This is a genomic window from Paracoccus sp. SMMA_5_TC (assembly GCF_009696685.2).
Taxonomy (GTDB): domain Bacteria; phylum Pseudomonadota; class Alphaproteobacteria; order Rhodobacterales; family Rhodobacteraceae; genus Paracoccus.
The window spans coordinates 2516637-2536294 of sequence record NZ_CP102355.1; the positions used below are offsets into that span (position 1 = coordinate 2516637).

Annotated in this window: 19 protein-coding genes and 1 tRNA gene; 9 read left to right on the forward strand and 11 right to left on the reverse strand. The window is 63.4% G+C overall.

Annotated elements, in window-relative coordinates; genetic code table 11:
- Nucleotides 1-6: 6 nt before the first annotated feature.
- Both GB880_RS12970 and argH read right to left on the reverse strand, forming a co-directional pair.
- Nucleotides 7-873 (reverse strand): amino acid ABC transporter permease, encoded by an 867-nt coding sequence (locus tag GB880_RS12970; protein ID WP_154494278.1) that lies wholly within the window; start codon nt 871-873, stop codon nt 7-9.
- Nucleotides 870-2255, reverse strand: a complete 1386-nt coding sequence (argH, locus tag GB880_RS12975; protein WP_229774464.1) for an argininosuccinate lyase — start codon at nt 2253-2255, stop codon at nt 870-872. The genes GB880_RS12970 and argH overlap by 4 nt, the downstream gene beginning before the upstream one ends.
- Nucleotides 2256-2429: 174 nt before the next feature.
- Between argH and GB880_RS12980 the strand changes: the two genes are divergently transcribed.
- A complete protein-coding gene (locus GB880_RS12980) occupies nt 2430-3656 on the forward strand; it encodes an IS256 family transposase (RefSeq protein ID WP_154494635.1) in 1227 nt (408 codons plus the stop codon).
- A 213-nt stretch (nt 3657-3869) separates the two neighbouring features.
- Nucleotides 3870-4736 (forward strand): LysR substrate-binding domain-containing protein, encoded by an 867-nt coding sequence (locus GB880_RS12985; protein WP_154493016.1) that lies wholly within the window; start codon nt 3870-3872, stop codon nt 4734-4736.
- 402 nt (nt 4737-5138) lie between these two features.
- Here GB880_RS12985 and GB880_RS12990 read toward each other — a convergent pair.
- A tRNA-Tyr gene (locus tag GB880_RS12990) sits at nt 5139-5222 on the reverse strand.
- A 166-nt stretch (nt 5223-5388) separates the two neighbouring features.
- Between GB880_RS12990 and rlmB the strand changes: the two genes are divergently transcribed.
- The 3 genes from rlmB (at nt 5389) to GB880_RS13005 (ending at nt 7334) form a co-directional block, all read left to right on the forward strand.
- Nucleotides 5389-6210: a 23S rRNA (guanosine(2251)-2'-O)-methyltransferase RlmB gene (rlmB, locus tag GB880_RS12995; protein WP_154493018.1), complete on the forward strand. Its 822-nt coding sequence runs from the start codon at nt 5389-5391 to the stop codon at nt 6208-6210.
- A 75-nt stretch (nt 6211-6285) separates the two neighbouring features.
- A complete protein-coding gene (locus GB880_RS13000) occupies nt 6286-6699 on the forward strand; it encodes a YHS domain-containing (seleno)protein (protein ID WP_154493020.1) in 414 nt (137 codons plus the stop codon).
- A 185-nt stretch (nt 6700-6884) separates the two neighbouring features.
- Nucleotides 6885-7334 (forward strand): CoA-binding protein, encoded by a 450-nt coding sequence (locus GB880_RS13005; RefSeq protein WP_154493022.1) that lies wholly within the window; start codon nt 6885-6887, stop codon nt 7332-7334.
- 61 nt (nt 7335-7395) lie between these two features.
- On the opposite strand, the gene GB880_RS13010 is transcribed toward GB880_RS13005, so the two are convergent.
- Complete coding sequence (locus tag GB880_RS13010; RefSeq protein WP_154493024.1) at nt 7396-8415, reverse strand: ribose-phosphate pyrophosphokinase; 1020 nt, start codon at nt 8413-8415, stop codon at nt 7396-7398.
- Nucleotides 8416-8493: 78 nt separating this feature from the next.
- Here GB880_RS13010 and GB880_RS13015 point away from each other — a divergent pair, with 78 nt between their 5' ends.
- Nucleotides 8494-9093, forward strand: coding sequence for a 2-hydroxychromene-2-carboxylate isomerase (locus GB880_RS13015; RefSeq protein ID WP_154493026.1), 600 nt, complete (start codon nt 8494-8496; stop codon nt 9091-9093).
- Nucleotides 9090-9866 carry an alpha/beta fold hydrolase gene (locus tag GB880_RS13020; protein ID WP_154493028.1) on the forward strand — a complete coding sequence of 259 codons (777 nt, stop codon included), beginning with the start codon at nt 9090-9092 and terminating at the stop codon, nt 9864-9866. The genes GB880_RS13015 and GB880_RS13020 overlap by 4 nt, the downstream gene beginning before the upstream one ends.
- 6 nt (nt 9867-9872) lie before the next feature.
- Here the strand turns inward: GB880_RS13020 and GB880_RS13025 are convergent, their stop codons facing one another.
- The 7 genes from GB880_RS13025 to GB880_RS13055 all read right to left on the reverse strand — a co-directional run bounded on the left by GB880_RS13025 (nt 9873) and on the right by GB880_RS13055 (nt 16246).
- A complete protein-coding gene (locus tag GB880_RS13025; RefSeq protein WP_327077747.1) occupies nt 9873-10118 on the reverse strand; it encodes an H-type lectin domain-containing protein in 246 nt (81 codons plus the stop codon).
- Nucleotides 10119-10317: 199 nt separating this feature from the next.
- Nucleotides 10318-10764, reverse strand: coding sequence for a F0F1 ATP synthase subunit epsilon (locus GB880_RS13030; RefSeq protein WP_154493032.1), 447 nt, complete (start codon nt 10762-10764; stop codon nt 10318-10320).
- 9 nt (nt 10765-10773) lie between these two features.
- Nucleotides 10774-12198, reverse strand: coding sequence for a F0F1 ATP synthase subunit beta (atpD, locus tag GB880_RS13035; RefSeq protein ID WP_154493034.1), 1425 nt, complete (start codon nt 12196-12198; stop codon nt 10774-10776).
- An 18-nt stretch (nt 12199-12216) separates the two neighbouring features.
- Nucleotides 12217-13089 carry a F0F1 ATP synthase subunit gamma gene (locus GB880_RS13040; RefSeq protein ID WP_154493036.1) on the reverse strand — a complete coding sequence of 291 codons (873 nt, stop codon included), beginning with the start codon at nt 13087-13089 and terminating at the stop codon, nt 12217-12219.
- A gap of 12 nt (nt 13090-13101) precedes the next feature.
- Nucleotides 13102-14637, reverse strand: coding sequence for a F0F1 ATP synthase subunit alpha (gene atpA, locus GB880_RS13045; RefSeq protein ID WP_154493038.1), 1536 nt, complete (start codon nt 14635-14637; stop codon nt 13102-13104).
- Nucleotides 14637-15203, reverse strand: a complete 567-nt coding sequence (locus tag GB880_RS13050; protein ID WP_154493040.1) for a F0F1 ATP synthase subunit delta — start codon at nt 15201-15203, stop codon at nt 14637-14639. Before GB880_RS13050 ends, atpA begins: the two co-directional genes overlap by 1 nt.
- A 260-nt stretch (nt 15204-15463) precedes the next feature.
- Nucleotides 15464-16246, reverse strand: coding sequence for a class I SAM-dependent methyltransferase (locus tag GB880_RS13055; RefSeq protein ID WP_154493042.1), 783 nt, complete (start codon nt 16244-16246; stop codon nt 15464-15466).
- A gap of 51 nt (nt 16247-16297) precedes the next feature.
- On the opposite strand from GB880_RS13055, the gene gloB reads away from it, so the two are divergent.
- Both gloB and clpA read left to right on the forward strand, forming a co-directional pair.
- Nucleotides 16298-17044 (forward strand): hydroxyacylglutathione hydrolase, encoded by a 747-nt coding sequence (gloB, locus tag GB880_RS13060; RefSeq protein WP_154493044.1) that lies wholly within the window; start codon nt 16298-16300, stop codon nt 17042-17044.
- 247 nt (nt 17045-17291) lie between these two features.
- Nucleotides 17292-19613, forward strand: a complete 2322-nt coding sequence (clpA, locus tag GB880_RS13065; RefSeq protein ID WP_263467182.1) for an ATP-dependent Clp protease ATP-binding subunit ClpA — start codon at nt 17292-17294, stop codon at nt 19611-19613.
- The last annotated feature ends 45 nt before the right edge of the window (nt 19614-19658 follow it).

Sequence of the window (19658 nt, forward strand, 5' to 3'; positions counted from 1 at the left end):
CGCCCCTTACAAGGTTGTGCGGCGGGTGCCGCGTGCATAGTATCTTTCGATCCGGGACTGGATCAGCGAAAGCACGGTGACGATGACCAGGTACCAGAAGCTGGCGACCAGCAGCAGTTCAAGCACGCGGGTATTGGCGTAATAGATCACCTGCGATGCGTGCAGGATCTCGGAATACTGGATCACCGAGGCCAGCGAAGTCAGCTTGACCATGCTGATCACCTCATTCCCGACCGGCGGCACCATGACGCGCATGGCCTGCGGCAGCACGATGCGACGCAGCGTTTGCATGCTGGTCATGCCGATGGTCTTTGCCGCCTCATACTGCCCCTGATCGACTGACAGAAGGCCACTGCGCACCACCTCGGACGTGTATGCGCCCTGCTGGATGCCCAGACCGATCAGCGCGGCCACAAAAGGGGTCATCACATCGACGGTATTCACCTCGAACAGGCCGGGGATTCCGATGGTCGGAAAGATCAGGGCCAGGTTGAACCACAACAGCAGCTGCACCAGAGCCGGTGCCCCCCGGAAGATCCAGATATAGACCAGTGCGATCTTTTCGAGGACCGGGTTGCCCGAGATGCGCATGATCGCGATGACGACGCCCAGGAATATGCCCAGTGACATGGCGCAGGCTGTCATCAGCAGGGTGTTCCAGATCGCCTTCACGATCTGCGGCGCAAAGAGATACTGACCTACGACGTTCCACTCGATCTGACCCAGAACGAAGGCACGAACCAGCAGCGCCACCAGCACAAGGACCACGGCGGCAGATATCTTGCGACCCAGGTATCTGCGCGGAACCAGTTCCAGATGCGCAATGTCATGCGCGTCGCGACTGGATTGCGGCAGGGTGATGGTCTGGCTCATGCCGGCACCCCCTGCTCTCGCGACAAGGCCGCCCCCCGTGGCAAGCGGTTCGCCCATTCCTTTTGCATGGCGCAAGTTCTGGCGAAGGCAGCAAGCTGTTCGCGCACCCGATCGGGGGCCGTGCTGCCATGGCCACGACGCGATGCGATAGCACGGGCCGGATCGATCGTTTCCAGCACGCCCGGGGCCAAGGCTGCATCGATTGCAGGCAAATCTGCCTCTGTCAGCCCATCCAGTTCCATGTTGCGAGCCTCGCAGTAACGCACCGTTGCGCCCGAAATGTCATGGGCTCTGGCAAATGGGATGCCTTGGCGCACCAGCCAGTCGGCCACCTCTGTCGCCAGAGTGAAGCCCCGCGGCGTGTCAGCCGCCATGCGCTCGGCGTCGAATTTCAGCGTTTCGATCATGCCGGCAAAGGCGGGCAGGATAAGCTCCAGCAGGTCGATGGTTTCAAACAGGTTGCGCTTGTCCTCGGCAAGATCGCGATTGTAGGCCAAAGGCATGGCCTTCAAGGTTGCCAGCATGCCCGTCAGGCTGCCAATCATCGTGCCCGACATGCCGCGCGTCAGTTCCGCGATGTCCGGGTTCTTTTTCTGCGGCATGATCGACGAGCCGGTCGAATATCCGTCATCCAGCCTGATCCAGGCGAATTGGCGCGATGCCCAGATGCAGATCTCTTCGGACAGTCGCGACAGATTCACGCCCAGCATGGCGGTAATGAACAGGAACTCTGCCACCGCGTCGCGGCTGGCCACGGCGTCGATCGAGTTTTCGCAAGGTGCAGAATAGCCCAGATCGGCGGCCGAAGCCCTGCTGTCGCAGGCGAAGGCCGAGCCTGCCAGCGCCGCGGCGCCAAGCGGCGCCTGGTCAAACCGGCGATCCCAATCGATGAAACGGGAAATGTCGCGGCTAAGCGACTGGGCATGTGCCATCAGATGATGGCCCAGCGACACGGGCTGAGCGGGTTGCAGATGCGTGAAACCCGGCATCAGCGTATCGACATGAGCATTTGCTTGCGCCGCCAGCGCGTCTTGCACCTGCAAGACCAGTCCCGACAATTCACGCGCCTTGCGACGCAGATATAGACGGGTGTTGTTCGCGGTCTGATCGTTGCGCGACCGTCCGGCACGTAGCTTGCCGCCAAGTGCGCCCAGGCGTTCGACCAGCAGACGCTCGTGAAAGGTATGGACATCCTCGTCCGCCTCGCCGGGCGTTTCGCGACCCGCCGAGACATCTGCGTCGATGGCATCGAGCGCATCCAGTATGCGGTCGCGCTCAGACTCTGTCAGAACCCCGGCGCGGGCCAACTCACGAGCATGAGCGCGCGAGCCTGCCAGATCCTCGGGCGAAAGGCGAAAGTAGGACGGGTGCGAACGCGACAACGCAACCAGCTCGGGTGACGGACCGCTGGCGAAGCGCCCTCCCCAAAGCAGTTTAGCCTGACCGGCCATGTGAAGGTCGTGTCTCGGAAGTGGTAGAAATTGGCTGGTGGCGTAATCTCCGGGTGAACCAACACCCACCCAACCGGCGGCTGCAACCGCCAGGGAGATCACGCCATGAAGCAGAATATCGACAACTCGTCCTTTTCGCTACTGCCCGAGGCAGGCGGGTATGATCCGATCGAGGATCGCCTGCGGGCGAATGTCCGGGCCACCATTGAGGCCATGTTCGAAGAGGAACTTGCCGACTTTCTTGGTCGGCTTCGTTACGGCCGCGGCAACGAGCGGTCCAGGGGCTACCGCCACGGGCATCGCGACCGACAGCTGACCGGCACATTCGGCACTGAGACGGTGCGGGTTCCTCGTGCCCGGATCGAGGACGAGGCCGGCAAGATCAGCGAATGGCGCTCGAAGGCCCTGCCACGCTACAAGCGGCTGACGAAGAGGGCCGAGGCACTGATCGCAGCGGTCTACCTGGCTGGCACCAACACGCGCCGGGTCAAGCGGGCGCTGTTCGGCTTATTCGAAGGCGCCGTGAGCAAGGATGTCGTCAGCCGGGCCTGGCGCAAGGTGAAGGTCGACTGGGACGCCTGGTCCGCCCGCGACCTGACCGGCGAAGAGATCGTGCGGCTCATTCTCGACGGCACCGTCATCAAGACCCGGCTGGACCGCAAGGCCACCAACATTTCGGTGCTGGCGGCGATCGGCGTGCGGCGCGACGGGCAAAAGGTGCTCCTCTCGATCAGGAACATGGGCGGCGAAAGCACGGCTGCCTGGGGCAGCTTCCTCGCCGACCTGGATGCGCGGGGCCTCAGACGGCCCGAGTTCGTGATCGTTGATGGTGCCCCCGGCCTTGAGGCCGCGCTTGTGGCGCTCTGGGGCGAGGACCTGCCGATCCAGCGCTGCACGGTTCACAAGCACCGTAACCTGCTCGGCCACGCCCCCAAGCGCCTGCACGACGAGTTGAGCGAAGACTACCGCGACATGATCTACGCCGACACCGCCGCCGAGATCGAGAAGCGTCGCAAGGCTTTCCTGCGGAAGTGGAAGCTGAAGTGCCGGGCCGTGGCCGATAGCCTGGAGGAAGCAGGTGACCGGCTCTTCAGCTTCACGCGCCTCGATCCTTCACAATGGAAATCCGCACGGACCACCAATGCCATCGAGCGCCTGAACGAGGAATTCCGGCGCCGGATCAAGACCCAGACCGTGCTGCCCTGCGCTGAAACCGTGCCGATGCTGCTATGGGCGCTCCTGGCGTCAGGGCAGATCCAGATGCGAAAAGTCGATGGCTGGGAAACCCTCTCTCAGCCTCTCGTGCCGATGCCTCTTGACCTCGCGGCCTGACCGGAGCCAACGTTACATGCCCGGAGCGCGCTGCTTGGCAAATTCCACCACATTCGCGACACAACGCATGTGAACCTCCGTTGGCGGATTTCTGGTTGCCGCGATTTGTCGTGCATGAAGCGGCGCTTGCGCAAACGCAAAGAATCGCTAACGTTATGACGAAAGCGACTTGCTTTCCCGGGGTGTTCGCTGTTGCGCCAACCAGCTGTTCCGATGCCGTCGATGACGGCACTGCGCGTGTTGCTTGCCCTGTCCGAGCGCGGTTCCACCACAGCTGCCGCCGAAAGCCTGCACATGTCGCAAAGTGCCGTCAGCAAGCAGTTGCTGACGCTTGAAGGCATCCTGGGGGCGAAGGTTTTCCATCGCCAGCAGACTGGATTGATGCCTTCGGAGCTGGGAAAGATTTACATCGAGCAAGCCCGTATCGCCGTGAAGGCCATGGAGGATGCGGCGTTTCGCGCTGCACGCCTGCAGGCGGATCCGCATCGCCTGCGGCTGAAGGTTCTGCCGATATTCGGAGATCGCTGGCTATTGCCCCGCATTGCCGATTTCAATCAGCGATACCCCGAGATCGAAATCCAGCACACGACCTTTTCTGCAACCCATTCCCCCGAACAGCCGGATGCCACCTTTCATTTCGGTCCCGACCCCCTTCCCGGAACCGACACCCTGCGCATGTTCGGACAGGATGTTTTTCTGGTATGCGCGCCTGCGTATCTTGAAAGGTTGGAAGGCGCTGAAACGATTGAGGATTTTGCCCGAGGGACTTTTTTCGAGCACCCTGGCACACCGCTGCATTGGGCGCATCTGGCCGAATGGCACGGCCGGCCGGATTTGCAGCCGCGGAATATCGTCCGCTTCGAATACTATACCCTGGTATTGCGCGCGATAATTCTGGGTCAAGGGTTGGCCCTTGTGCCGCCTCAGCTTATCGAAAATGAATTGGCTTCGGGGCAGTTGGTGAATGCAGGCGGCCTGAGTTACAAATCCCCGTGCAGCTACTGGTTCTCGGTTCCGTCGGACCGCAAGCCATCAGCCGCACTGGTAATATTCCGCAAGTGGCTGCTTACGCAACTTTGACGATTTACCGTTTCCGGAACCGCACGGCTGCTGATCTGCCGGACAGCCGGTGTGCTGCCTCAAACGTCAGAGCGGGTGCAGGATGCTTTCCCGCATCATTCCTGCCAATCCGCCTGTTCGCCCCGCCGAAGGTGGCGGGTCCATGGTCCGGGTGACCTCCAGAAGCGTTCGACGCAAGCCAAAGCCCGATCCCCACCCCGAACGCGGTCTTGCCTTCTTCTACCGGGCGATATTACCCGCGCCTTGAGACCGGATCGCTTGCGCTGTGGCGGCCTATGCGCAATCGGTGATTACGACCTGCCCCCATTCATGCGAAAAGGCATTGCCTGGGGGTGCGGTGTCTTACGCCCATCGGTTGAAAGCCACCGCTTCCACGAAAAACCGAGTGTTTTCAGATTGGAATGGTGGGCGACCCTGGAATCGAACCAGGCATGGGTCTCCCCGGCGGAGTTACAGTCCGCTGCCGCACCTTGCAGCACGTCGCCCGCCGAACGCTTTCGGCGTGTGGGGCGGTGATTATCCGCCCCGGTTGGCGTCGTCAAGCGCAGATCGGTGGAAATCTGCACCACCAGTTGTCATTCTGGTTCCGGCCTCGGTGCGGTTGCAATTGGTCGCAAATTCTGCGCAGGGGGGCGCAAAGCGGGAAAGTGACATGGCCGAAAAAACGCAGAAATCCAGAAAACCTAGTTGGGTCATCGACAAGGAACGCGCCCGCCGCGCCGCAGCAGCGGAAACGGTGTGGCTGTTCGGCCTGCATGCGGTGCGCGATGCGCTGGGCAACCCTCGCCGGCACAAGCTGCGTCTGGTGGTGACGCAGAATGCGCTGGACCGCCTGGGCCCCCTGCCCGCCGGCATCACCCCCGAAATCACCGATGCCCGCACATTCGACCGCCAGGTGCCGCTGGCGCCCGACAGCGTTCATCAGGGCGCCGCGCTGGAGGTCAAGCCGCTGTCCTGGGGCAAGCTGGCCGACATCGCCCTGACCGGCGAGGGGCGGCCGCTGCTGGTGGCGCTGGACCGCGTCACCGACCCGCACAATGTCGGCGCCATCCTGCGGTCGGCCGAGGTTTTCGGTGCCCGCGCCGTGATCGCACCCGCCCGCCACAGCGCGCCCGAAACCGGGGCCCTGGCCAAGACCGCCTCGGGCGCATTGGAACGGCAACCCTATCTGCGCGTGACCAACCTGGCCGACAGTCTGATCGAGCTGAAGGCGATGGGCTATACCGTTCTGGGCCTCGACGGCACTGGCGAATCGCTGCTGCCGCAAGCGCTGTCCGAACTGTCCGATCGCGCGCTGTGTCTGGTTCTGGGCGCCGAGGGCCCGGGCCTGCGCGAGCGCACGCGCGAAACCTGCGACCGGATCGTGCGCATCCCCTTTGCCGCCGATTTCGGATCGCTGAACGTGTCCAACGCGGCCGCGGTGGCGCTTTACGCCGCCTCACAGCATTGCACGGCGGCATCACATCGGCGATAGAAACCGGTCCCCCTGGTTGAGAATGCACCGGCGATTTGCCACATGCCCCTGCATAGCCCCAGCCCAGTGCCGCCGATGATTCGCCCGATATTGCCTTGCCTGATCCTGTGTCTGTCTGCGCCCGCTGCCCTGGCGCAGAACTGGGCACTGGACGGCATGGACCCGGTGTCCTACGGCACCGACAATGCCGCGGTTCCGGGCCGCAGCGACCTGGTCACGGTCTGGCGCGGCGAGGCGTGGCATTTTGCCACGGAACACAACCGCAACCTGTTTGAAGCCAATCCCAAAGCCTATGCACCGGGCCTGGACGGCCTGTGCGTGGTCGCCCTGTCCGAGGGCCGGTCCGAGCCCGGCAACCCCCGCTATTTCGTCGTCATCGGCCAGCGCACCTATCTGGTGCGCTCGGAACAGGCACGCAAACGACTGCTGGCCGACCCTCAGGGCATTCTGATGCAGGCAAAACAGATGTGGATGCGGCTGCATCAATAAAATTTCAACTTTTTTCTCAAAGGGGGGGTGGAACTTTATCGCAACACTTCCCATTTATTTAGCGAACGTGACCACGGAACGGTCATGTTCAGATCACTGTCCCTCGTTCCGCACTTGCGCCCGGCCACAACACTGGACCGGGCGCTTTTTATCTGTCACCTTGCGTGAGACTTGGGGAGGATCTCATGACGCTAGCCATTCTTCGCGATCTCGGCCCCTCACTGATCGATGAGGACATCGCCCGGATCGCGCGCAATACGCGCTGCATCGCCATGGTGGGACTGTCAACGAATGAATCCCGCCCGGCTTGGGGCGTGGCGCGATATCTGAAATCTCAGGGCTTTCGCGTGATTCCGGTCAACCCGCAGCACGCCGGGCAAACCATTCTGGACGAGATCGTCTATGCCGATCTGCGCGCGGTCCCGGCCGATTGCAGGGTGGACATGGTCGACATCTTTCGCCGCCCGGAGGCCGTTCCCGAAATCGTTGATGCCGCACTTGAGATGCCATGTCTGCGGGTGATCTGGATGCAGTTGGGCATCAGCCACCCGCCAGCTGCGAATCGGGCCCGCGCCCGCGGCCTGACGGTGATCGAGGATCGCTGCGCAAAGATCGAATTTTCGCGGTTCCTGTAGTTGCTGACGAAAAGGCCCCGCAAAGCGCGGGGCCAAGGATACCGCACGCTGACCTTGCGGGTCAGACGGTCGAATAGAGCCCTTCGTAGATCGGCCCCAGGGTATCGACCTCGAACAACGAACTGACCGAGGTGCCGTTCCAGATATTCAGGATCGCCTGCGCGAACATCGGCGCGGTCGGCACGATGCGGATGTTGGTGGCGTTGCGCACCTTGTCCGTCGGCTCGATCGAATCGGTGATGACCAGCGATTTCATCACCGAGTTCTGCACCCGCTCGACCGCCGGGCCGGACAGGACGCCATGGGTGATATAGGCATGCACCTCGACCGCGCCATGTTCGGTCAGCACCTGGGCCGCCTTGACCAGGGTGCCGGCGGTATCGCAGATGTCATCAACGATGATGCAGGTCTTGCCGGTGACATCGCCGATCACGGTCATTTCGGCCACTTCGCCAGGTTTTTCGCGACGCTTGTCGACGATGGCCAGCGGCGCACCGATGCGCTGCGCCAGCTCGCGCGCCCGCGCGACACCGCCCACGTCGGGCGAGATCACCATCAGGTCCGACAGCCGGTCGCGGAAGTGGTGCATGATGTCCAGCGCGAAGACCGGCGCCGCATAAAGGTTGTCCACCGGAATGTCGAAAAAGCCCTGGATCTGGGCCGCGTGCAGATCCAGCGTCAGAACCCGGTCGACGCCGGCCTGGGTCAGCAGGTTCGCCACCAGCTTGGCGCTGATCGGCGTGCGTGCCTTGGCCCGGCGATCCTGGCGGGCATAGCCGAAATAGGGGATCACGGCGGTGATGCGATCGGCCGACGATCGCTTCAGCGCGTCGGTCATGATCAGCAGTTCCATCAGGTTGTCATTTGCCGGGTTCGATGTCGGCTGGATGATGAACATGTCCTCGCCGCGGACGTTCTCGTAAACCTCGACAAAGATTTCCTGGTCATTGAAACGTTCGACCCGGGCCTCGATCGGGGCGACGTTCATGCCGCGATGCATCGACATGCGGCGCGCGATGGCATTGGCCAGCGGACGATTGGCATTGCCCGCGATCAGCTTGGGTTCGGTCATGGCCGGCATGGCTGCTCCGATGGATTCGTGTGATTGCGCCCCGCTTATCAGCAAGCTAGCCTGCCCGCAAACCCCGAGGACGCAGTGATGGCGCATATCGACTATTACCTGGGCACAATCAGCCCCTTTTGCTATCTGGCCGGCGACCGGCTGGAACGGATCGCCCAGCGGCACGGCGCCAGCATCACCTACAAGCCGCTGGATGTGCTGCAGCTGCTGGATCGCACCGGTGGGCAGCGGCAAGCGCAGCGTCACCCGAACCGCCTGGCCTATCGCAATCAGGAGCTGATCCGTTGGGCCGATTACCTGCAGATGCCGCTAAATCCGCGTCCGGCGGCATTTCCCGTGAACAGCGCGCCTTCGTCCTATGCGGTGATCGCGGCGCAGGCGGCGGGCGGCGGCGACTTGGCCGGGCTGGTGCAGTCACTGCTGCGCGCCGTCTGGGCCGAAGATCTGGACATTTCCGACGACGCGGTGATCCGCGACCGGTTGGCGCAGAACGACTTTGACCCGGCACTTGTGGACAAGGGGTTGTTCATCGGCGCCGAAACCTATGGACGGAACCTTGATCAGGCGGTCGAGGCCGGCGCCTTCGGTGTGCCGTTCTATCATGTGCCGGCGACCGGGCAGTGCTTCTGGGGCCAGGACCGGCTGGAATTCCTGGACCGACACCTGGCCGAAGCATGAGCGCGCTGCATCTGCGGCAATGGCCGGGGGTTGTGGACCGACCGGCTCTGGCGCTGCACTGCATGATGGGCAGCGGCGCCTATTGGCAACCCATTGCCCGGGCGCTGGCAGACAGGGTCCGCATCACCGCGCCCGACATGCCAGGCCACGGCGACAGTCCCGAATGGGCTGGACCCCCGCCCGACTATCATACCCACGTCACCCGAGAGGTTGCCGCATTGATCGACCGGCCGATGGATCTGATCGGCCACAGCATGGGCGCAACCGTCGCCCTGCGCATCGCCATTGCCGCGCCCGAGGCCGTGCGCAGCCTGACACTGATCGAGCCGGTGCTGTTCGCCGCGGCACCCGATCCCTTGCAGGACGCGGTGATGCGCCATGTCCTGGACCACCTGAAGCACGGCCGGGCCGAGGACGCCGCGCGCATCTTTCTGGACACCTGGGGCGGCCTGGACTGGCAGGGGCAAAGCCCGGCCGGCCGCGCCCGTCTGGCGCGTCAGGTGACCCTGGTTGCCGACTCAAATCCGGTTCTGCGCGAAGATACCGCCCATTTGCTGCGACCGAACGGGCTGGAAAACATCGACGCACCAGTGATGATCGTCATGGGACAGGATTCGCCGGCGGTCATCGCCGCCATCGCCGATGCACTGGCCGCGCGGCTGGCGGATGTCGGGCGCGCTGTCGTGCCCGGGGCCGGACATATGTTGCCGATCACCCATCCCAAGCAGGTCGCCGAAATCATCGGCATCAACCTTGACCGTGCCCAGGGCTAGGTCCGGCTAGTCCACGTCCCAATCGTCCAGATGCGGGACCGGGCCAATGGCCAGCCAAGAGGCGCGCACCCTGGCTACACGGGTATCGCCCCAGGTGCGGAACTGCAGTGTGAAACCGTCGAAACCCACATTCACCGCCTGGATATCCGCGCGCTGATTGGCATGGCGATCGATGTCCCACATGTTCAAACCGACATGCACGACCGGCGGTGCCAGAAAGCTTTCGTCGAATCGCACATCAACCGAAGCCACGCGCGGCCCCTCCCCCGTCCACATCGGACCGCCGTCCTCGAAGGCCGAGAACATGTCTGTAGCGCCCTGTTGGACACCGATTGCCGCATGTGAATACCGCTGCACGCAGATCCCCCCTGGCAACCATATGAACGGAAAACGGGAAAATGATAAAGCCCCGGAATTCCGGGGCTTTGTCTCAAACTGTCATACCAAGGGGCTAGTGCGGAAAATTGGCGTGGTTCGGATCCAGACCGATATGGGTGCCCAGGGCTTCCATGTCGGCCAGCAGCTTCACGGCTGCGGCGACGATCTCTTCACCGGCCGATTCCCGCTCTTTGGCAGCCTGCACGCGGCGATGCGCCTGAGCCATCATCTCGTTAAAGACTTCTTGGGTCATCTCAGCGCGCGGATGTCCACGTTCGGCCAGCAGGCTAACCGATTCGTTGTTGATTTCGGCGAATCCGCCGGTCACCGCAAACTGCGTTTCCGACCCATCGGCCGCGATCACCGTGACCAGCCCCGGGCGCAGGTTAACGATGGCCGGCGCATGGCCGGGCATCGCCGTCAGATCGCCCTCGGCGCCGGGCAGGCGCACCTCGCGCACCGGGACGGAAACCAGGTTCCGTTCCGGTGACACCAGGTCGAACTGCATCGTGTCGGCCATGTCGCCCCCTTACGCCGCGTCAGCGGCAAGACGCTGCGCCTTGGCTTTCACATCCTCGATGCCGCCCACCATGTAGAAGGCAGCTTCAGGCAGATGATCGTATTCGCCGTTCACCACCGCCTTGAAGGACTTGATCGTTTCTTCCAGCGGCACCTGCACCCCGTCCGAACCGGTGAACACCTTCGCCACGTCGAAAGGCTGCGACAGGAAACGCTGGATCTTGCGGGCGCGGGCCACGGTCAGCTTGTCCTCTTCGGACAGTTCGTCCATGCCCAGAATGGCGATGATGTCCTGCAGCGACTTGTATTTCTGCAGGATGCCCTGAACCGCACGCGCGACGTTGTAATGCTCTTCGCCGACGATCGCGGGGTCGAGGATCCGCGAGTTCGAGTCGAGCGGGTCCACCGCCGGATAGATCCCCAGCTCCGAAATCGCACGCGACAGCACGGTCGTGGCGTCCAGGTGCGCAAAGGTGGTCGCGGGCGCCGGGTCGGTCAGGTCGTCGGCCGGCACATAGACGGCCTGAATCGAGGTGATCGAGCCGTTCTTGGTCGAGGTAATGCGTTCCTGCATCGCGCCCATGTCGGTGGCCAGCGTCGGCTGATAGCCCACGGCCGACGGGATGCGACCCAGCAGCGCCGACACCTCGGAACCCGCCTGAGTAAAGCGGAAGATGTTGTCGACAAAGAACAGCACGTCGGTGCCGGTCGCGTCGCGGAACTGTTCGGCCAGCGTCAGGCCGGTCAGCGCCACGCGCATCCGCGCCCCGGGGGGCTCGTTCATCTGGCCATAGACCAGGGCCACCTGCGATTCGGCCAGATTGTCCGGCTTGATAACGCCCGATTCCACCATCTCGTGATAGAGGTCGTTGCCTTCACGGGTCCGTTCACCCACGCCGGCGAAAACCGAATAACCCGAGTGCACCTTGGCGATGTTGTTGATCAGTTCCATGATCAGAACCGTCTTGCCCACGCCGGCGCCACCGAACAGGCCGATCTTGCCGCCCTTGGAATAGGGGGCCAGCAGGTCGATGACCTTGATGCCGGTGACCAGGATTTCCGACGCGGTAGCCTGCTGGGCGAAGTCGGGCGCCGGCTGATGGATCGCACGCTTTTCGGTGACGTTCAGCGGCGCGCCCTCGTCCACCGGCTCGCCGACGACGTTCAGGATGCGACCCAGCGTGGCGTCGCCAACGGGAACCGTGATCGGTGCACCGGTATCGCGCACCGGCAGGCCACGAACCAGACCTTCGGTTGCGTCCATGGCGATGGTGCGCACGGTGTTTTCACCCAGGTGCTGGGCAACTTCCAGCACCAGGCGCTTGCCATTGTTCTCGGTTTCCAGAGCGTTCAGAATCGCGGGAAGATGACCGTCGAACTGCACGTCGACGACAGCGCCGATCACCTGCGTGATTTTTCCTTTGGCCTCTGCCATGTGTTTAACCTCTACGTGTCAGAGCGCCTCTGCGCCCGAGATGATTTCAATCAGTTCCTTGGTGATCGCGGCTTGACGCGAGCGGTTGTACTCGGTCGTCAGCCGGTCGATCATGTCGCCCGCGTTGCGGGTGGCATTGTCCATGGCGGTCATCCGTGCACCCTGCTCGGACGCGGCGTTTTCAAGCAGTGCCGCAAACACCTGCGTGGCGACAGAGCGCGGCAGCAGGTCGTTCAGGATCGCGCCCTCGTCCGGCTCGTAATCGTAAAGCGACGAGGCGCCGGCGGCGCCTTCCTCGATCACGGCGGGGATAACCTGGCGCGCGGTCGGCACCTGGCTGATCACCGATTCGAACCGGTTGTAGAACAGCGTCGCGACATCGAACTCGCCAGCGTCGAAACGGTCCAGAATCTGGTCGGCGATCTCGCGGGCATTGTCATAGCCGATGCGCTTGACCTCGCTGAGATCGACGTGATGCACGAACAGCGCACCATATTCCCGCTTGAGCTGCTCGCGCCCCTTCTTGCCGACCGTCAGGATCGCGACCTGCTTGCCCTGGGCTTGCAGTTCGGCGATGCGCTGACGCGCCAGCTTGACGATGGACGAGTTGAACCCGCCGGCAAGCCCCCGCTCGGAGGTCATCACCACCAGAAGATGCCGACGATCCTCGCCGGTTCCGGCCAGCAATCGCGGCGCCATGTCCGAACCGGCCGCCGCAGCGGTCAGTCCGGCCATGACGGCGGCCATGCGGTCGGCATAGGGACGCGCGGCCTCGGCCGCGTCCTGCGCCCGGCGCAGTTTCGCGGCGGCGACCATCTGCATCGCCTTGGTGATCTTGCGCGTGTTCTTGACGCTGCCGATCCGGTTCTTGAGATCCTTGAGGCTGGGCATCTATCCCTCCTCTCAGGCGTAGGTCTTGGCGTAACCGTCCAGCGCAGCCTTGATCGCATCCTCAAGCTCGCCCGCCACCTTGCGGTCGTTCCTGGTCATGTCGTCAAGCAGATCGGCTTTCTGGTTGCGCAGATACTGGATCAGGCCCTGCTCCCACTTGGTCACTTCGGCGACCGGAATATTGTCCAGATAACCCTTGGTGCCGGCATAGATGACAATGACGATCTCGGCGTTGGTCAGCGGCGAATACTGCGGCTGCTTCATCAGTTCGGTCAGGCGTGCCCCGCGGTTCAGCAGCTTTTGCGTGGCGGCGTCCAGGTCCGAGCCAAACTGCGCGAATGCGGCCATCTCGCGATACTGCGCCAGTTCCAGCTTGACCGGGCCGGCAACCGACTTCATCGCCTTGGTCTGGGCGGCAGAGCCCACGCGCGACACCGACAGACCGGTGTTCACGGCCGGGCGGATGCCCTGGAAGAACAGTTCGGTCTCCAGGAAGATCTGGCCATCGGTGATCGAGATCACGTTGGTCGGGATATAGGCCGACACGTCACCCGCCTGGGTTTCGATGATCGGCAGCGCGGTAAGCGAGCCGGCGCCATTGGCCTCGTTCAGCTTGGCCGAACGTTCGAGCAGGCGCGAGTGCAGGTAGAACACGTCGCCCGGATAGGCTTCGCGCCCCGGCGGACGGCGCAGCAGCAGCGACATCTGGCGATAGGCCACGGCCTGTTTGGACAGGTCGTCATAGATGATCAGCGCATCCATGCCGTTGTCGCGGAAATATTCGCCCATGGCGGTCGCCGAATAGGGCGCCAGATACTGCATCGGCGCCGGGTCCGAAGCGGTCGCGGCGACCACGGTGGTATAGGCCATGGCACCGGTTTCTTCCAGCTTCTTGACCAGCTGTGCCACGGTCGAACGTTTCTGACCCACCGCGACATAGATGCAGTGCAGGGTCTTCATGCCGTCGGCTTCGCGGCCGTTGTAGTTCTGCTGGTTCAGGATGGTGTCCAGCGCGATGGCGGTCTTGCCGGTCTGACGGTCGCCGATAATCAGCTCGCGCTGGCCACGGCCGACGGGAATCATCGCGTCGACGGATTTCAGGCCGGTGGCCATCGGCTCATGCACCGATTTGCGCGGCATGATGCCGGGCGCCTTGACGTCGGCCACCGCCATGATCGGGTTTTCGATCGGGCCCTTGCCGTCGATGGGGTTGCCCAGCGCGTCGACCACGCGGCCCAACAGGCCCTTGCCGGTCGGAACCTCCACGATGGCGCCGGTGCGCTTGACGGTATCGCCTTCCTTGATGTCGCGGTCGTCGCCGAAGATCACGATACCGACGTTGTCGGTTTCAAGGTTCAGCGCCATGCCGCGAATGCCGCCGGGGAATTCCACCATCTCGCCGGCCTGAACCTTGTCCAGACCGTAGACGCGCGCGATGCCGTCGCCGACCGACAGCACCTGGCCGACCTCGGCCACTTCGGCGTCCTGACCGAAATTCTTGATCTGATCCTTCAGGATCGCCGAAATCTCGGCAGCCTGGATTCCCATTATCCGACCTCTTTCATGACATTCTGCAGGGAGGCGAGCTTCGAGCGGATCGAGCTGTCGATCATCTGCGAGCCCAGTTTTACGATCATGCCGCCGATGAGGCTTTCATCGACGCGCGCGTTCAGTTTGACCTTCTTGCCCGATTTGGCGGACAGGGTCTCGGCCAGGCGGGATTTCTGCGCATCGCTCAGCGCCTGGACGCTGACCACATCGGCCGTGACCTCGCCGCGCGCATCAGCGATCAGGCCGCGCAGCTTGGTCAGGAATTGCGGCAGGGCAAACAGCCGGCGGTTGCGAGCCATCAGCCGCAGGGTGTTGGCCAGCTCGGGCGACAGCCCCATCTTGGCGGCCAGAGCGCCGATGGCGGCATCCTGCTGCTGGCGGTTGTAAAGGGGCGAAACGGTCAGCTGACGCAGATCCGCACTGGCGTCATAGGCCGCTGCCAGGTCATCCACCTGGGTGGCCAGCGCATCGATGCCGCCCGACGCCCGGACCAGATCGAACAAAGCCTGCGCGTAGCGCCCGGCAATATCAGCGGAAATCGAAGCGGAGTTGGCCACGGTCATCCTTCCGGTTAGCGCAAGCCCCGCAGACGGGCCGCCCGAAAGGACGGTCTGACACGGAGCGCGGTTCAACAGGGCGGCCCCTGTCATCAAGACCAGGGCATCCCGAAATCTGCGGCGTCCTTAGCAGGTGATTGTCACTGCCGCAACCGCCTTGCGCACGGAAAAATCACGACATGGTGCCAAGAGCGTGAACCGCGCGCCACGCGCCCGGATCAGACCTTGCAGCCTCGCATCAGGCGGCTGCGAGGACGCTGCGATCGTCAGCTTGGATCACGCGCGATCCGGCCCGCGCCCTGCCCTGCCGGGCGCGGCCGCGCGATCCCTTCCAGCACATCCAGCGGGCTTGGCACGCTGACCCGGCGCCCGCGCCCGATCGGTGCCGGAACATGCTTGCTGAATTCGATCAATACCACGCCCGCCACCAGCACCTGACTGACGCGCAGACCGATGCGTTCCCACATCTGCGCACTGCGCAGCCAGAATCGCCGATCGAAAGGCGGGGTATAAAGCGCCGCACCCGTGCGCTCGGCCACGAATCCGGCGGCTCGCGCCTGCGCCTCGAGCTGACCTGCCGTATAGCTTCGGCCGAATCCGAAAGGGGTCGTTTCGGATCGTGCCCAAAGCCCGGCGCGGTTCGGCACCATGATCAACATGCGACCGCCCGGACCCAGCACGCGCCAGCATTCGTCCATCAGCGCAGCCGGCTGATCGGCGGTCTCCAACGCGTGCAGCAGCACCAGCCGATCCACGCTGCCGGTATCGACCGGCCAGGCAAGTTCCTCGCACAACACCGAACAATTGGGCAGCCCCGCAGGCCAGGCCATCACGCCCTGCGGCCCGGGCATCAGCGCACTGACACGCCGCGCCCTTGTCAGATAGGGCCGCAGCAACGGCGCTGCGAAGCCATAACCAAGCACGGTCATACCCTGCGTCAATTCGGGCGGCCACATGCTGATCAGCCGATCGCGCAGCACGCGCTGGACCACCCGGCCCATGGCACGGGAGTAGTAGAACTTGCGCAGATCGTGAACGTCGTGATGCATTGCGTCCTGGCCTCTGACCCGCCAGACTGCGTCATGGAAAGGAATTTGCCAATGCCGCTGCAACTCGTTCCCGTTCGCTGCCTTCAGGACAATTACGCCTGGCTGCTGCATGGGCATGGCCGGACGGCGCTGATCGACGCCCCCGAGGCCGCTCCGATCCTGGCCGAATTGCAGGCCCGCGGATGGGGTCTCGACATGATCGCCCTGACCCATCACCATGCAGATCACGTCCAGGCCGTGGCTGAACTGACATCCGGCACAGGCGCCCGCGTGGTGGGCAATATCCAGGATGCCGCGCGCTTGCCCCGGCTGGATCTGGCGCTGCAGCCGGGCGACAGCTTCGATCTTTGTGGCGAGCGCGCCGATGTCATTGCGGCGGACGGACATACGATCGGCCATGTCGCCTACCACCTGCCGACGTCTGCGATGCTGTTCACTGGGGACAGCCTCATGGCCCTGGGCTGCGGCAGGCTGTTCGAAGGCGATGCGCAGACCATGTGGGACACGCTCGCGCGCCTTGCCGCATTGCCTGGACATACGCAGTTGGGCTCGGGGCACGACTATTGCCGTGGCAACGGTGCCTTCGCCCTGTCAGTCGATCCCGACAACCCTGCCCTGCAAGGCCGATTGCAGGCGATTTCCCGCGGCGAACGTCCCTGCGCACCCTCAACCATCGCGGAAGAACGTGCCACCAACCCATTTCTGCGGGTTGCGGAGTTGCGCGACAGGCTTGGCCTTGCAGGCCGTCCCGAAGTCGAGGTCTTTGCCGCGCTGCGCGCGATGAAGGACAGGTTCTGAGTCGCCTCCGCAGACGCGCCGACACTGGCGAAATCACGTCCGCGTGGCCGCCCGCGGCGCCTTGCTTGAAATATAGGCGCCAAATTATCACATCTGATCCAGCAGCCATGGTTTCGGCACGGAGCGCAGCAAATACCGCTTGAATTGCGCAGAAATCCACCGATTCTTAACTGTATCATGACAGTCTGGTCAGGTGGATCGCTAGATATGGCGGCCCATACCGCCAGCCGACTGACAGGAGCTAGAAGTGCCGTCCTTTTCGACCACGCTGGAACAGGCCATCCATTCCGCGCTTGCGCTGGCCAATGAGCATCGCCACGAACTGGCGACGCTTGAACATCTCTTGCTGGCGCTGACAGAAGAGCCGGACGCCGTGAAGGTCATGCGGGCCTGCAACGTCGATCTGGAAGAATTGCGCCGCATGCTGGTCGAGTTCATCGAGGACGATCTGTCGACCCTGATCACCGATGTCGAGGGCTCCGAGGCTGTGCCCACCGCCGCATTTCAACGCGTCATCCAGCGCGCGGCGATCCATGTGCAAAGCTCGGGCCGAACCGAGGTGACGGGCGCAAACGTCCTGGTCGCCATTTTCGCCGAGCGGGAATCGAACGCTGCGTTCTTCCTGCAGGAACTGGACATGACGCGCTATGACGCGGTGAACTTCATTGCGCATGGCGTGGCCAAGAACCCGTCTTTCTCTGAAAATCGCCCGGTGCAAGGCGCCGAACAGCGCGGCGAACAGGCCCAGTCCGAACAGCCGGTGCCCAAGGATGAATCCGCGCTGGCGAAATATTGCGTCGACTTGAACAAGAAAGCCGCCAAGGGCGAGGTCGATCCCCTGATAGGCCGCGCCGACGAGGTCGAACGCTGCATCCAGGTGCTGTGCCGCCGTCGCAAGAACAACCCGCTGCTGGTGGGCGATCCCGGCGTGGGCAAGACGGCGATTGCCGAAGGGCTGGCGCTGAAGATCACGCGGGGCGAGACGCCCGAGGTTCTTGCGGGCTCGACCATCTATTCGCTGGACATGGGTGCCTTGCTGGCCGGCACCCGCTATCGCGGCGATTTTGAAGAGCGGTTGAAGGCCGTGGTCAAGGAGCTGGAGGAGCATCACGACGCCATCCTGTTCATCGACGAAATCCACACGGTGATCGGGGCCGGCGCGACCTCGGGCGGTGCGATGGATGCGTCGAACCTGCTCAAGCCCGCGCTTGCCGGCGGCAAGCTGCGCTGCATGGGCTCGACCACCTACAAGGAGTTCCGTCAGCATTTCGAAAAGGATCGCGCGCTCTCGCGCCGCTTCCAGAAAATCGACGTGAACGAACCCACCGTGCCCGATGCCATCAAGATCCTGATGGGGCTGAAACCCAGCTTCGAAAAGCACCACGATCTGCGCTACACAAATGACGCGATCCGTTCGGCCGTCGAACTGGCCTCGCGTTATATCAACGACCGCAAGCTGCCTGACAGCGCCATCGACGTGATCGACGAAGCCGGCGCTGCCCAGCATCTGGTCGCGGAAAGCAAGCGGCGCAAGACCATCGGCCCGCGAGAGATCGAGGCGGTTGTCGCCAAGATCGCCCGCATCCCGCCCAAGAACGTCTCAAAGGACGACGCCGCAGTTCTGCGCGATCTTGAGGCGACGCTGAAAAGGCTGGTCTTTGGTCAGGATGCCGCAATCGAGGCGCTGGCTTCGGCGATCAAGCTGGCGCGCGCCGGCCTGCGCGAACCCGAAAAGCCGATCGGCAACTACCTGTTTGCCGGCCCGACCGGCGTCGGCAAGACCGAGGTCGCCAAACAGCTTGCTTCGACCCTGGGGGTGGAGTTGCTGCGCTTTGACATGTCGGAATACATGGAAAAGCACGCAGTCAGCCGACTGATCGGGGCGCCGCCCGGCTATGTGGGCTTTGACCAGGGCGGCCTGCTGACCGACGGCGTCGATCAGCACCCGCATTGCGTGCTGTTGCTGGACGAAATCGAAAAGGCGCATCCGGATGTCTACAACATCCTGTTGCAGGTGATGGATCACGGCAAACTGACCGACCACAACGGCCGTCAGGTTGATTTCCGCAATGTCATCCTGATCATGACCTCGAACGCAGGCGCCGCCGATCAGGCGCGCGCCGCCTTCGGCTTCGGCCGCGACCGGCGCGAGGGCGAGGATACAGCCGCCATCGAACGCACCTTCACGCCCGAATTCCGCAACCGGCTGGACGCGATCATCAGCTTCGCGCCGCTGTCGCGCGAGGTCGTGGTGCATGTGGTCGAGAAATTCGTGCTGCAACTGGAAGCCCAGCTGATCGACCGCGGCGTGCATATCGAGCTCAGCCCGGAAGCCGCCGAATGGCTCGCCGAAAAAGGCTATGACGAAAAGATGGGCGCACGACCGCTGGGCCGGGTGATCCAGGAAACCATCAAGAAGCCCCTGGCCGAGGAACTGCTGTTCGGACGCCTGACCAAGGGCGGCGTGGTCCGCGTGCGGATCGAGAACGACAAGCCCGTTTTCGACATCGCCGGGCCGGAAACGCCCAGGATCAGCAACTCGAAACCGCCACTGCTGACGGCGGACTGATCGCCACACGAATGACACAGGGCGGTGCCAAAGCGCCGCCCTGTG